Below are 13,270 nucleotides of genomic sequence, written 5' to 3' on the forward strand. Positions count from 1 at the left end.
AACAAAGTTAGATGCATTTCCTATCATTTTATTTTATGTATTTTCCTCACGTACATATTTTTTACATTTTATAGGAATGATAACGTTACTCGTTGTATAACAAATATTCACTCATATAAAAGGTGGTAAAACGTGCGACAAAGATATCTTTTGAAAAGCTCTAATTCTAATAAGGAAAAGACAACAGATTGTTCAGCAACTCCCTTATATGATGATGTAAATAAAAATATAGAGAGACTATTAAACGAATTAGGAAATAGTTCTGATGTATCGTTTCGAATGATTGAGTCTCCCTATCAAAAAACGTTAAAAGCAGCCGTTATTCACCTTGACGGATTAGCAGATGAAAACATTATAAATGAGAATATCATGACGCCTCTTATTCAGTGGCTTAAAGAAAGTAATCAAGTAGTAACCGTCAAAGAGATAGAAGAACAAATACCCCAGATATTAACTGTATCTCAATTGACTATAAAAGAGAATTGGCATGAATTTATGTCAGCCGTTTTAACCGGTGATACGGTCATCCTACTGAATGGGAGTTCTAAAATTTTCATTGGCAATACAAAAAAACTTCAGTCCCGCGCAGTAACAGAACCAACCAGTCAAACTGTTGTTAGAGGACCCAAAGATAGTTTCACAGAGAATTTAAGGACTAATACCTCCTTGATACGAGCTAGAATTCAGGATTCTAATTTACGCTTAGAAAGCATGAAAATTGGAAGCGTAACCCAAACAGATATAGGAATCATGTATATTCAAGGGAATGCAGATAAACGTATTGTAGAGGAAATCAAAGAACGTTTAAAAGAGATTAAGGTAGATGGGGTCCTTGAGTCGAACTATATTGAGGAATTTATCCGGGATGATAGTACCACTATTTTCCCACTTTTATTAAATACGGAACGACCTGATGCCGTCGTAGGAAATTTATTAGAAGGTCGAATTGCTATTATTGTACAAGGAACACCCTTTGTATTAATTGCGCCTGCTATTTTTTCTCAATTTTTTCAGTCTCCCGAAGATTATTATCAAAATTATTATATTGCTTCCTTTTTAAGGATACTAAGATTTGGTTCTTTTTTTCTTTCTATGTATGCATCTGCTATCTATTTAGCATTGATTACGCATCATCAGGGACTTATTCCGAACACATTAATGGTCAGCTTAATGGCGCAAAGAGAAAGAGTTCCTTTTCCAGCAATTGTAGAAATGGTAGTGATGGAACTAGCTTTTGAGATGTTGCGAGAAGCCGGAATCCGAATGCCTAGAGCAATCGGACCAGCAGTCTCCATTGTAGGAGCACTGATTTTAGGACAAGCAGCTGTAGAAGCAGGTTTTGTATCAGCGGCTGTTGTAATTATTGTTGCTATTTCTGCCATCAGCAATTTTACACTGCCATCTACTAGCATTGTCAATGCGGCCCGTGGTTTTCGGTTTATCTTGATTCTAATTTCAGCATTTATTGGCTTATATGGAATTTTGCTTATGACCTTATGTATATGGCTTCATATAAGTAGTCTAAGATCTTTTGGTATTCCCTACTTTTCACCTTTTGCTCCCTTTGATTTTAAAGAGCAAAAGGATACTTTAGTTCGATTCTCTTTACCATCTCTGTTGAAAAAACATCACAATAAATAGACGTCGTATAAAGATGAATGAGGATAGAAAATGAAAACTTATCTTTCGCTTTTATGGATCGCTGCCATTTGTTTATGCGTTTCAGGATGTTCGAATTACCGAGAATTAAACCAAATAGGAGTTATTATAGGATTGGGAATTGATGAGAACGAAAACTTGGAACAACCTTATAAAGTAACCTATCAGATCATTAATCCAAGTGGTTTATCACAGGGCAGTTCGACAGGAGGACAGGGTCTTCCTGTCATTAACTACACAGTAACTGCCAAAACACTAGTAGAGGCATTAAAAAAAGCCTCCATCGTCATTCCAAGAGAACATATTACTTCACATCTTTCGCTTATCATTATAGGTGAAAAATTAGCAAGAAATGACCTTAGCTTATTATTTGATGCTTTGGATCGAGGCAAACAAGCTCGTACAAGTATTCCAGTTTTTATTGCACGTGATGGGACTGCTGAGAAATTGCTCGGTGTGATTGAACCTTTTGAGGTTACTCCAGTCAAAAGTATCCTAAGTACCAGCCAGAACAATCAAAAAATGTACGGAATAGTTAGTAATGTACAAGCATATGAAGTTATTTCTATGCTTTTAAGTGAGGGAAAAGATCTATCTCTTCCTGGAATCAGCATTAACAAGCCCTCTCAGAAGGCAGAAGAAGCAGGCAATTTAGAGAATACCAGCCCAAGTGCTATGCAGGTAAAAGGATTAGCCATGTTTAGAAAAGGAAAATTAGTTCGATGGCTAGATGGCGATGAGGCTCGATCTGTCCAGCTTGTTACTTCTGAAGTAAAGAGTACAGCCCTCGTTTTCCCTTGCAGTATAAATGAGAATATCACAGTTACAGCGACCGGAATAAAAAGCCAAATGAAAACAGCAATCCGCCATAGGCAACCTTTCATTCATACAGATTTGAACGTCATGGGAGAAATTACGGAAACAACATGCCAAAAAGATTTAAGCAACCCTAAGGTATTAAAAGAATTGGAAAAAGAAGTACAAAAGGAATTGCAAAAGGAAATCACAAAAACTATTCGCATCGCACAAAAAGAAAAGACAGATATATTTGGCTTTGGTGATAGCTTGTCTCGAACCAACCCTAGTTATTGGCGTCAGCATAAACAGAATTGGGAGAATCTATTTTCAAGCGCTAAAATATCGATGAATGTGAACGTCAGTATTGTAAATACCGGAATGCGGACAAATCCTTATGAGGTAAATTAGATGAGGAGCTGAAAAAGCATTGACTAAAATAAAAATCGATGGGTTTCAATTATTTTGTATGATGTTTATTTTTATATTAGGCAGTACGTTGCTTTTAGATATCGGAAAGGCTGCTAGGCAAGATGCATGGATAGTCCCCCTGCTGGCTACTTTTTTTGGATGTGTACTGTATTTAATCTATATCTCCTTATATAAGAGATACCCTAATATGCCTTTGACTGGCTACCTCATTAAAATCTGGGGTAAATACGTAGGCGGTGCTATCAGCTTTTGTTATATTATATATTTTGTTTATATTGCTTCCAGAGTATTGCGTGATTTTGAAGAATTACTAATTAGCTCTTCTTACTATGTTACATCGATTATTACGCTGGGCATATGCATGACCTTTGTGTTAATTTATAGTGTTCACTTAGGAATAGAAGCATTCGCACGAGTTACATGCTTATGTTTTGTTGTTATTTTACTGACTCTTTTTATATTAAATGTTTTGTATGTAGTAGGAGGCTACATCAAGGTGGAGAATCTTCAACCCGTATTAGCGAATGGATGGGGAAACATAGGAAAAGAGTTAGTCCCCCTTGGCATTACTGTACCTTTCGGGGAATTGATTACCTTTACTATGATTCTTCCTTATTTAAATAAAAAAAGTCAGGCCGCAACAATTGGGTTATCCGCCATCATAATAGGAGGAATGGTCTTAACCATTAATTCAATTATTCTTTTGTGTGTACTCGGACCAGAGACTGTTTTAAGATCCTCTTTCCCGGCTCTTACAGCTGTGAGTTACATTAACATAGCTAGTTTTATTCAAAGACTGGATACCTTTATTCTCATTCTCATGGTCATTTTAGGTTTTGTTAAAATAACCATTTATTTCTTTTGTGCAGTGATTGGCGCGGCTGATTTGTTTCGAATGAAACCTTCTGTTACAAACATTTATTTAATTGGCGGTGTTATTTTTTTCTCCTCACTGATGATTGCTCCTAGTTATCAAGCTCATATAAATGAAGGACTCAAAATTGTTCCTTATTTATTGCACCTCCCTTTTCATATAGCAATTCCCATCCTATTGCTGATTACAGCATATATAAAACAAAAAATAAAGCCTACCCTTTTATGACAAGGGAGGCTATTGTTTTTTTAAAACAGGAAAAATGCTAACAGCAAGGAATAGTAAAGCAAATAAAATAACCAAAAAATAATCTTCCCCACGAGCAATTACAAAATATTGTTTTAGGTTATAAAACGATTGAAACATATAGCTTCCCTGAAAAACGTCGATGAATACAATAAGAACATAAGCCCCGAGCAAAATGCATAAGGATGGAATTATTTTAGCCATTATATCAGCCTCGCCTTTTTCTTTTAAAGTGCGGTAAATAATATAAAAATATACAAGGCGTCCATGAGATTTAATAATATTTATTAAATGATGAAAAATAATTGATTTTCTGCAAAGCAATCTGTTATAAAAATTTAACGCCACAAGAATTGCGGACATTGATCTCCAAAGAGCTTTTTTCATTCTAATGCACGGTTCTATTTTTATAGACTCTTAAGAAATAGTACAAGCCAAGCAGAAGTAATCCTACATTTGTATAAAAATAAAAGATAAATCCATACAAAAAGTTCTTTTGAGCCAATGAATCAAAAACATAATGCAAAGAGTGGTATAGCGCTACATAGATTAAACAAAGATTCCAGAAAATATTTTCTTCTCTAGAGTAAACCTCTCTTAGCAATAAAAGGATAATCCACCAAAGCACAAGTATGGATAATGTACTGAGTAAGTTAATTGGATAAGTCTTATAGTAAAAGAAATACGCGCTGCTATAAAATAAAAGCATCGATAGTAACAACATGAATAGTGGCTTTCTGGAGTATTTATTGGTGATAAAAAAGTACAAGCCAACTAAAATGGCAATAAAAAAATAAATGTAATTCAACAAATTTCCCATCTCAAACCTCAAAATTTTTATAATTTAATACTATGATATTTAAGTTTCTAATAAAATCTTTTATGTATTGGGTGAAAAACACTGCACCTTATGCTACCTTGCCTTTTTTATGTATATAATACTCAAAGATAGCAATCCCAAAGGAAACTCCAAAAGCGGTTGAAAATGCTGTTAAAAGATCAAAATTAGAAGTAAACAGAATATTAATCATTAAGTTTCCTCCAAAGAAGATTAAAAAATATACAAAGAATTTCAAAATAACTTTTTTCAAGAACTACCCTACTTTCATAGATTTCGTTTAAATTGACTGTTGATTCAACACAGATTTTAAAAATCAAGAAATTATAAATATAACCAATATATGATTATATTACCATATATTTTTACTGACCATAAAAAAGAACCTCTTTAAAATAGAGGTTCTTTTTTTATAACAGACAAGATATTTAGTTACGGTAATAAATAACAAGAATTAAAATTTCATTCGCAAGTTTTAATAAAGACAATCCTCTAATCCTCTTACTATCTATAGCTTCTCTACCAATTCATCAACACGGACACAAGTGAATCCTTTTGTTTGCACTGTTTTTAATACATCTTTTAACGCATTAATTGTGTTTCTTGGAGCGTCGGATTCAGCCCCGAGCGTATCTCCGCAGTCGTGCAGCAAAATGACGTCCCCGCCTTTTATGTTTGCCAGGCGTTTTTTGATCTTTTCACTTCCGCCAGCGGTGCGCCAATCTTCCGCCATGATTGACCATAGAATAATCTTATATTTACCTCTTCTCATAAAATCGAAAAGGTTGAGCATTCCCCAAGGCGGGCGATAATAAATAGGTGTGACTCCAGCGATAGATTTAATCACCTTGGCTGTATTCTTAAGTCCATTTCTAACTTTCCAAGGCGACATAAACCAGTTGGAGTGATGTACGTAGTTATGAATTCCGATTAAGTGGCCTTCATTATGCATGCGCTGAATCAGTTCAGGGTACTTTTCTGCTTTAGTACCGACCACAAAAAAGGTTGCCTTCACCTCATTTTTCTTCAATAAATCAAGAAGTATCGGCGTATAAACAGGGTTCGGACCATCATCAAACGTAAAAGCAATTTTAGATAAATCCCTTCCTCTTTTAACTACGTTCACTCCTAGACCACGTGATAAGAAATACGGAATAACGGTGTATAATAAAATAAAAAAAATAATAGCAGAAATCATGAACTCCATATTATATACTCACCTCTATCTCCTTTTGCTTTTGTATCGTTCTACTATCTGTTACGTTACGTAATGGACCGCGTCTTGCTGCTTCGATAATGACATAGAGAGCGTCTATGGATGATGTTTTGGTTTGATATTTTTTCATTCTTTGTTTCATCCATCTTAAAGGTGCTGAATCGTGGACAAGATTTTCAATTTGCGCAATTAACTCTTTTTCTGACTGTGCAGACAGTGCGAATCCCGAACGGCATAAATACTCTGCATTGTCTTCTTCTTGTCCTAGTAACGAATGATAAAGCAGTATTGGTAGATCCATCGCCATTGCCTCAGAGGTTGTTACTCCCCCCGGCTTGCTGATCATTAAATCTGCAATAGCCATTAATTCTTCAACCTTTTCACAGTATCCAAAAATTCTCACGTCATGCTTCGAGTCTTTTAATTCCCACTCTAATTGTGTTTTTAATTTCTTATTTTTACCACATACTATAAAAAGTTGAATCGGTGTGGAAATGGATTCTAATGCCTTAAAGGTTGAAATCCCTTTTCCAAAAAATCCGTCTCCCCCTCCCATGATGAGCAGGGTGAACATATTTGGATTAATCATATATTTATCTAGGAGAAGGTCTTTTGGAAGAACATCCATAAATCTTTTCCGTACAGGTATTCCAGTGTTTTTAATTTTGTCTGCCTCTACCCCTAACGCAATTAATTGATCACGCAATCGAGCAGACCCTACCACATATTGGTCTGTAGAGGGATGAATCCAATAAGAATGATCCGTATAATCTGTGATGATGGTTACCGCTGGAATATCAATTAACCCTTGCTCTTTTAATCTTGATATAATCCCGGCGGCAAATGGATAGGTACTAACCACTACCTTCGGTTTTATTTCCTGTATGATTTTAAGCACGGTTTGCATGCCCGACAAAAAGATCGAATTTAGCTTAATGGAAAATGAATTTTTTACACGAGTTTTTTTATACAAAAAGCTATACACTTGAGGAAACTTCTTAATGCTTTTTTTATAAATATAGTGGCTGATTGGATAGAGGGTGGGATGAATCCACTCCATGATATCCATAGTAATGGGCTCAGCATCAGCAGCGATCTCATTTACTGCCTCGCTTATCGCATTAGCCACTTGTTTATGTCCCTCTCCAAATGTAGCGGAAAGAATGAGGTATTTATCCTTCTCACGATTATTCATGACTTTCCCTCCTTATAGTTTTTATTCTTTCGTCATATGATGGAACCTGAAATATTCACCACATCTTTTTGTTCTTTTGTTTATGCAAGTAAAGATTTACTCTACTGATAAAAGAGTAAACATGATAAAAAAATTAATACCGGGTATTTAGCCTTTTTCATCAATTTGTGTGGTGTATCTTTTCTTCTTTTTCGTTACATAGATTGTTTAGGAATTTCTTACACTATTTATTAGAAACACATACAGTCTTAGGTTGAGCTTTCAAATAGCACATTTTCAGTCTACGGTTTGTAGTTAAAAATAGGCTAAAAATAACATTAAAAATCAATGAAAAAGAAAGTTTTTTTTATAAATAGTGCTACATTAAAAGAAAAGCAAAGGTGAAATTAACCTTTTCCCTTAGCTTATTTTCAATCAAATTCAAGCATATTTGAGTTATTCACTGTGCTTTAGGCAAATACATATTATGAAAGAAGGGCAAACCATGGATTTTATCACATCTTATATAAATCAATACGGATATATCGTGCTGTTTCTAGCATTGATGCTGGAACTGCTCGCTCTTCCTCTTCCAGGGGAGCTGCTCATGGGCTACGCTGGGGTTCTTGCCTTTCAAGGACATTTGAGCTGGATGGGAAGTATCTTGGTGGCTGATATGGGGAGTATGGTTGGAATGACCATAGCCTACGGAGTTGGTTATAAGTTAGGGACTCCTTTTTTTGATAAATACGGAAAAACCCTTCATATGGGGCCAGAGCGAATTGAAAGAATGTCAAAATGGTTTAGTGTGCATGGAAACAAACTGTTGATTATTGCTTATTTCCTCCCTGTTATTAGACATATTACAGGATATTTTTCAGGAATTACTCGGCTTCCTTTTCGTACGTATGCACTGTACGCCTATAGCGGATCATTTCTTTGGGTCACCACATTTATTACTCTAGGAAAGTTATTAGGACCTCAGTGGGAACAGTTTCATAATTCTATCAAGAAGTACTTTATCATTGGGATGATTGTAGCTGTAAGTTTGTTCGTTGCTCTTTACATTTATAAAAAGTTCAAAGTAACGATTAAAAAGATAGCAATTAATTGTCTCAAGTGGATAGTAAATGTGTTTCATACGCGGAAACGGGCAGGGCTTGTTTTTATATTTACAGCATTAGTAACATTAGGGTTTATTCTGCTTATGATTGGAATGACGCAAGACTTTATCGCAAACGAGTTTGGAGATTTTAACAAAATAACGAGTCTATTAATAACAGCCCTTTTTAATAAAGATTGGAATGTACCAATGCGGATATTTTTCATGCTGGGATCCAGGCAAGTTCTGGTGGCATTAATTTCCTTTACACTTGTGTGGATTTTATGGAAAGGCAGAGATAAAAAAATCGAATTATTATCTCTGGTAGCTGTTGCAGGCGGCGGAGAGCTATACGAAGAAAGCCTAAGACGAATTTTCCACCATTTCTCCCCTATTAGAAAATCGTTGATAGAACAGCTTTCATACACCTTTCCAAGCGAGCAGTCTTTGATGGCTTTTGTTATTTATGGGTTTGCTGTATTTATGCTGGTTCGACACTCTAAAAGATTATGGACTCCTACATTAGCACCAATAGCAGCCATTCTTATTTTATTGCTTATTGCGATTAGTCGTTTGTACCTCAGCATACAATATCCCAGCGATATTGCAGCAGGATATGTATTTGGAGGAGTATGGCTAGGGTTAAACGTTTTGCTTCTTGAAACCTTCCGCCTTATGAAAGGTATTAGTCTATAGCGGTTCACTAAAAAGAAAGTCAAACTAAACAGGAACTTATCTTGTCCAAATGGCATTTATTATATTTTGAACGACGGGAAAGGAGAAGCTGCATGCAAAACCGTATTTTAATCGTTGAAGATGAAGAAATGATTGCACGAGCTCTTCAAATTGAGCTTGAACATGAAGGATACAAAGTATTCGTAGAGCATGAAGGAAAAAGCAGCCTTGAAGCTGCTTTACATAATAGCATTGATCTAGTTTTATTAGACGTTATGCTTCCAGAACTTAGCGGTATCGAAGTCCTTCGAAGAATTAGAAAAAAGAACGCCTGCCTCCCTGTTATTCTTTTGACAGCCCGTGACACTACGCTAGATAAAGTGATGGGACTAGATCATGGAGCAAATGATTACATCACCAAGCCCTTCGAAATAGAAGAAGTATTAGCTAGAGTGCGCAATAGTCTTCGCCATGGAGCTATCATTCAAGAAGTTACTGAAAAAAAAGATGTTCATTTATCAATAGAAGATTTATCTGTGAATTTAGAGACCAGAGAAGTGATAAGAAAAAACAAAACGATTATACTAACCCCGAAAGAATATGATTTGCTTGTTTATTTACTAAAAAATCAAAATATCGTACTGAGCAGAGAAAATATCCTCTTGACCGTTTGGGGCTACGATTATGAAGGAGAAACAAACGTAGTAGATGTGTATATTGGACATTTGAGAAAGAAAATAGAAGAAGAGATTAACTCTCCCTTGATTCGCACCGTCAGAGGAGTAGGATATGTGATAAGAAAGGAACCATATGAAAATTACTACCAAGGTTAACTTGTTTATTACAGTTTCTCTGTTAGTCAGCTTGCTCATTGTAAATACGATTGTATTTTTCTTATTTATGAAAACGACCGTTAATATGGAAGCACACTTAGTCTTTAAAAATGCGAGTGAAATGTTGAAAAAATACCACATTTCCAAATCCTTAACACTAGACAAAAACCTTTTAAACTCTTACATGGCTAGTCACTCTTTTATTCGAATCGTTGGGCCGAACTCTACAACTATTAATCAAGTTACTAACGACAAAGTCCTTGTTCAAAAAATCCCCCCTACTTTTTCAACAGAAAAGAACTTTGAACTTAGACCTTTTCAAGAACATCAAAATTTAGTAGTTCACGTACCGATTCATCAGAATCACAAAGTAATCGGCACGTTAGAAATAAGTGAGCGGTTATCAGGACTAGAAAGCCGCAAAGATATTATTTTATCCATAATGGGGACTGTTACCCTGGTTTCTGTTCTTCTCTCTTTTCTAGCTGGCAGATGGCTATCAGCTATCATTATGAAGCCTATTGTATCAATGATCTCTACAATGGAAGATATTGAACAAAGTGGAACGCTGAAAAAGATTGGTATACAAACTGAAACAAAAGATGAAGTGTACAAAATGGCAGCTACATTTAACCGTATGATTAGTAAACTGAAGGAAAACTCAGATAAACAAAGGCAATTTATTTCCGATGCCTCTCATGAGTTAAAAACACCTGTGACTGTTATTAGCAGTTTTATTACGATTCTTAGAAGGCATGGAACACAAGACGAAACAATAGCAAAAGAAGCAATTGAGGCTATTTATTCAGAAACAAATAGAATGAAAAATTTGACTAAAACACTATTAAGTTTAGCTGAATTAGAGGACTCCGAACCTGTTGATATAAAATCAGTTGACCTTGTCTCTCTCAGCACAGCCCTTGTAACTCAGTTCATGCAAGTTTATGACCGACCTATTATTCTGCATAAAAATTCCCACTCCATTTCCATCAAGGGAGATGAATTGAAGCTGAAACAAGTGATCATTATCTTTTTAGATAATGCTATAAAGTATAGTACCGATGTAATTGAGGTCTTTTTGGAAAGTGATCAGCATAAAGCGATTCTCCGAATAAAAGATTATGGCATTGGCATACCAGAAGACGAACAATCTCATGTTTTTGAAAGGTTTTATCGAGTAGACAAAGCCCGCAAACGGGATTCAGGAGGAAGTGGACTCGGATTAGCTATTGCTAAAAATATTGTAAACCTCCATAAAGGAGAAATTGATATACAAAGCAAAGAACATGCTGGAACAGAGATTAAAGTTACTTTTCCCCTTACAAACTGAGTAAGTCGCTTTTATATAAATTAGCTCATGTACCACTAGTGAGGAAGCAACTATCAATATTTAATTTCTAAAAATGCTACCTAATGGATACATTCAAAACAGAATCACCAGTTTTTTCATCAGAAAAAACACCTCCAAGTGATTGCTCGGTACTCCATACCCGGTTATCAGCTTGAAGGTGTTTTTTATTTATATAAAATCAGAGCCTGTCCAAATTATTAGCAACTACGTTTTCTTAATCTGCGAACGCTGATACTTTCTAAACTAGTCGTATTTCTATTACCTGAATTATCTTCCCATACTAAAAATCCGCCTTCTGCTCGAATAAACGTACCATTTCCATCAAGCTGTCTTCCTGCAGAAAAAACTTGAATTTTATCTCCTCTTCGAAAATTATCTACTATAGAACGAGATTGAGATTGAGATGTACGGCGACCTCCACTACGACGTCCTGGCATAACTTCACCTCCCTATACATTTATAGTACATACTATAAAAAAAACAAAAATTGGCATAAGCAAAACGCGTAAAAGCAAAAAAAATATTTTACAAATTGAAGATTTGGCCATCCCTGTCCATAGTATTTCTGCAATACTTCTTACATTACCCCCTAGTCAACATGATGCTCTTTCGAGGGCACATATAAAAAGCTAGCTCTTAGTGCATAACGATTGTTTTTGTTGCTGCAACTTACAAACACACTGAATCTCTTTCATCTTATATTGCTGTTGTTGCATTGATTTATTGAGTATAAAATACATATATGTTAAAGAGTTTGATATATATAATTAAAAAAGTTATACCTCTTAGACGCAAAAAAAAGAACCCTCCATAAAAAGAGGATTCAAACAGGGTAAGTAAGAAAAAGAAATATACATGCATGTTCCTGGGGGGCACTACGCTTGTATAATCAATTTATACCCGCTATTCACTGATTGAAACAGTAAAAAACATTTTAAATAAAAATTAATAGTTAATCTATTAAATACAATCTCTGAATATATTCAATAGCTTTATCTTTGTACTATACCTGTTCTCTAATATTAATAATTCGCATAACAAGTGCTCCTCTACCAGTAATAACAGCCATCATTTACATAAAGGATGTTATAGACATGCTTTTTAATAAAAGTGTGTTGCTTCTTCAATCAAAACTTATCCTTAAACCCATTCTTTCCTATGTTCACGAATAAATTTAATATCATTTTGATAATGTTCAAGATGCCCTTGGTGTATCATTTTCTGAAACGCACTGTCGCCTTCGCTGGCTTTTCTTGTAATTGTTTTACATAACCCCTCTAATCTCAGCAATACCAATTCCAAATAACCTTCTTGTACTTCTTCGCCGTAAGATTCAAAAAATAAATTCACTCTTTGGTTTATATGTTGAGCGTGCTGCAATGAATTATAATAAATCCTCTCACCTGTGTCAGAAAGATAAAATCTACTTAAGGGGACGCACGTATAAAGAGTATAAGCAATGTCCCAAATTCTTGGACCAGGCCCAGCAACATCAAAATCAATGACGCCTACTGGTCTTTTGTGCTTGAAAATGATGTTGTATATGGCAAAATCATTATGACATAGTACCTCAAATGGTTTAGGAGTGTTATCTATTGATTTCCAGCTGTCATCAAATGAAAAATCACTCACTGAATCATGATAAAGACGGAGCATTTTCCCTATTTCTATTAAAACATCGTCAGACCACATATATTTCTTCAAGGGATAATTCCCAGCTTCACCTTCAATAAATGACAAGACCTCTCTCCCTTTTTCATCAATGCCTAAAAATTTTGGTGCATAACTAAAACCTTTGTTCTCTAAATGCTTTAATAGTTTATGAAATTTATGACTATCTGATTTTAATTCTCGTCGTACAGTATCTCCCAAGCGATAAACGTTAGAGACATTCCCTCCTGTTAGCACTTCTTCGTCCTCAAAGCTTGACATATAAACATTCCCCCTAAATATATCCTATTTGTCGTCAATAAGTGAAAATGATAAAGCATTCGTCATAAATGAAATATCTCATTTTACTACTGATTTAGAAAAGCCCGTACTTTTTCTTTTGTAGCCCATCAACAATCCTTTGG

The 13,270-nt window shown here is 35.1% G+C and carries 12 protein-coding genes; 6 read left to right on the forward strand and 6 right to left on the reverse strand.

Annotated features, from left to right (window positions below; translation table 11 throughout):
• Positions 1-132: 132 nt before the first annotated feature.
• From ACFX4W_RS20710 to ACFX4W_RS20720, 3 genes are read left to right on the forward strand one after another with little or no spacing between them, the layout of a single operon-like run.
• Entirely contained in the window at positions 133-1,641 is a 1,509-nt protein-coding gene (locus ACFX4W_RS20710; RefSeq protein WP_377560001.1) for a spore germination protein, read from the forward strand.
• A gap of 30 nt (positions 1,642-1,671) precedes the next feature.
• A complete protein-coding gene (locus ACFX4W_RS20715; RefSeq protein WP_080781648.1) occupies positions 1,672-2,865 on the forward strand; it encodes a Ger(x)C family spore germination protein in 1,194 nt (397 codons plus the stop codon).
• A 19-nt stretch (positions 2,866-2,884) separates the two neighbouring features.
• Positions 2,885-3,988, forward strand: coding sequence for a GerAB/ArcD/ProY family transporter (locus ACFX4W_RS20720; RefSeq protein ID WP_043980756.1), 1,104 nt, complete (start codon positions 2,885-2,887; stop codon positions 3,986-3,988).
• Between the two features lie 9 nt (positions 3,989-3,997).
• Here the strand turns inward: ACFX4W_RS20720 and ACFX4W_RS20725 are convergent, their stop codons facing one another.
• The 4 genes from ACFX4W_RS20725 to ACFX4W_RS20740 form a co-directional block, all read right to left on the reverse strand.
• Complete coding sequence (locus tag ACFX4W_RS20725) at positions 3,998-4,393, reverse strand: YczF family membrane protein (protein WP_377560003.1); 396 nt, start codon at positions 4,391-4,393, stop codon at positions 3,998-4,000.
• 521 nt (positions 4,394-4,914) lie between these two features.
• Positions 4,915-5,037: a hypothetical protein gene (locus ACFX4W_RS20730; protein WP_280559401.1), complete on the reverse strand. Its 123-nt coding sequence runs from the start codon at positions 5,035-5,037 to the stop codon at positions 4,915-4,917.
• Between the two features lie 315 nt (positions 5,038-5,352).
• Positions 5,353-6,051, reverse strand: coding sequence for a polysaccharide deacetylase family protein (locus ACFX4W_RS20735; protein WP_323618825.1), 699 nt, complete (start codon positions 6,049-6,051; stop codon positions 5,353-5,355).
• Between the two features lies 1 nt (position 6,052).
• Positions 6,053-7,255, reverse strand: coding sequence for an MGDG synthase family glycosyltransferase (locus ACFX4W_RS20740; RefSeq protein ID WP_377560006.1), 1,203 nt, complete (start codon positions 7,253-7,255; stop codon positions 6,053-6,055).
• Positions 7,256-7,739: 484 nt separating this feature from the next.
• On the opposite strand from ACFX4W_RS20740, the gene ACFX4W_RS20745 reads away from it, so the two are divergent.
• From ACFX4W_RS20745 to ACFX4W_RS20755, 3 genes are all read left to right on the forward strand, one after another.
• The gene (locus ACFX4W_RS20745) at positions 7,740-9,032 is read left to right on the forward strand and encodes a VTT domain-containing protein (protein WP_377560008.1); all 1,293 of its coding nucleotides are present in this window, start codon (positions 7,740-7,742) and stop codon (positions 9,030-9,032) included.
• A gap of 92 nt (positions 9,033-9,124) precedes the next feature.
• Positions 9,125-9,844 (forward strand): response regulator transcription factor, encoded by a 720-nt coding sequence (locus tag ACFX4W_RS20750; protein ID WP_377560010.1) that lies wholly within the window; start codon positions 9,125-9,127, stop codon positions 9,842-9,844.
• Positions 9,822-11,174, forward strand: coding sequence for a sensor histidine kinase (locus ACFX4W_RS20755; protein ID WP_377560012.1), 1,353 nt, complete (start codon positions 9,822-9,824; stop codon positions 11,172-11,174). The genes ACFX4W_RS20750 and ACFX4W_RS20755 overlap by 23 nt, the downstream gene beginning before the upstream one ends.
• A gap of 218 nt (positions 11,175-11,392) precedes the next feature.
• Here the strand turns inward: ACFX4W_RS20755 and ACFX4W_RS20760 are convergent, their stop codons facing one another.
• Both ACFX4W_RS20760 and ACFX4W_RS20765 read right to left on the reverse strand, forming a co-directional pair.
• Entirely contained in the window at positions 11,393-11,632 is a 240-nt protein-coding gene (locus ACFX4W_RS20760; RefSeq protein WP_043980742.1) for a hypothetical protein, read from the reverse strand.
• 703 nt (positions 11,633-12,335) lie between these two features.
• A complete protein-coding gene (locus ACFX4W_RS20765) occupies positions 12,336-13,127 on the reverse strand; it encodes an aminoglycoside phosphotransferase family protein (protein ID WP_043980740.1) in 792 nt (263 codons plus the stop codon).
• Between the last annotated feature and the right edge of the window lie 143 nt (positions 13,128-13,270).

The sequence above is a fragment of the Priestia sp. YIM B13489 genome (genome assembly GCF_042787645.1).
In the GTDB taxonomy this organism is placed as follows: domain Bacteria; phylum Bacillota; class Bacilli; order Bacillales; family Bacillaceae_H; genus Priestia; species Priestia megaterium.

What these genes read in the sequence shown, in the direction of transcription:
- ACFX4W_RS20715 (WP_080781648.1), top strand. Translation starts at nt 1,672, where the DNA reads ATGAAAACTTATCTTTCGCTTTTATGGATCGCTGCCATTTGTTTATGC.
- ACFX4W_RS20725 (WP_377560003.1), bottom strand. Translation starts at nt 4,393, where the DNA reads ATGAAAAAAGCTCTTTGGAGATCAATGTCCGCAATTCTTGTGGCGTTA.
- ACFX4W_RS20730 (WP_280559401.1), bottom strand. Translation starts at nt 5,037, where the DNA reads ATGATTAATATTCTGTTTACTTCTAATTTTGATCTTTTAACAGCATTT.
- ACFX4W_RS20735 (WP_323618825.1), bottom strand. Translation starts at nt 6,051, where the DNA reads ATGGAGTTCATGATTTCTGCTATTATTTTTTTTATTTTATTATACACC.
- ACFX4W_RS20740 (WP_377560006.1), bottom strand. Translation starts at nt 7,255, where the DNA reads ATGAATAATCGTGAGAAGGATAAATACCTCATTCTTTCCGCTACATTT.
- ACFX4W_RS20745 (WP_377560008.1), top strand. Translation starts at nt 7,740, where the DNA reads ATGGATTTTATCACATCTTATATAAATCAATACGGATATATCGTGCTG.
- ACFX4W_RS20750 (WP_377560010.1), top strand. Translation starts at nt 9,125, where the DNA reads ATGCAAAACCGTATTTTAATCGTTGAAGATGAAGAAATGATTGCACGA.
- ACFX4W_RS20755 (WP_377560012.1), top strand. Translation starts at nt 9,822, where the DNA reads ATGAAAATTACTACCAAGGTTAACTTGTTTATTACAGTTTCTCTGTTA.
- ACFX4W_RS20760 (WP_043980742.1), bottom strand. Translation starts at nt 11,632, where the DNA reads ATGCCAGGACGTCGTAGTGGAGGTCGCCGTACATCTCAATCTCAATCT.
- ACFX4W_RS20765 (WP_043980740.1), bottom strand. Translation starts at nt 13,127, where the DNA reads ATGTCAAGCTTTGAGGACGAAGAAGTGCTAACAGGAGGGAATGTCTCT.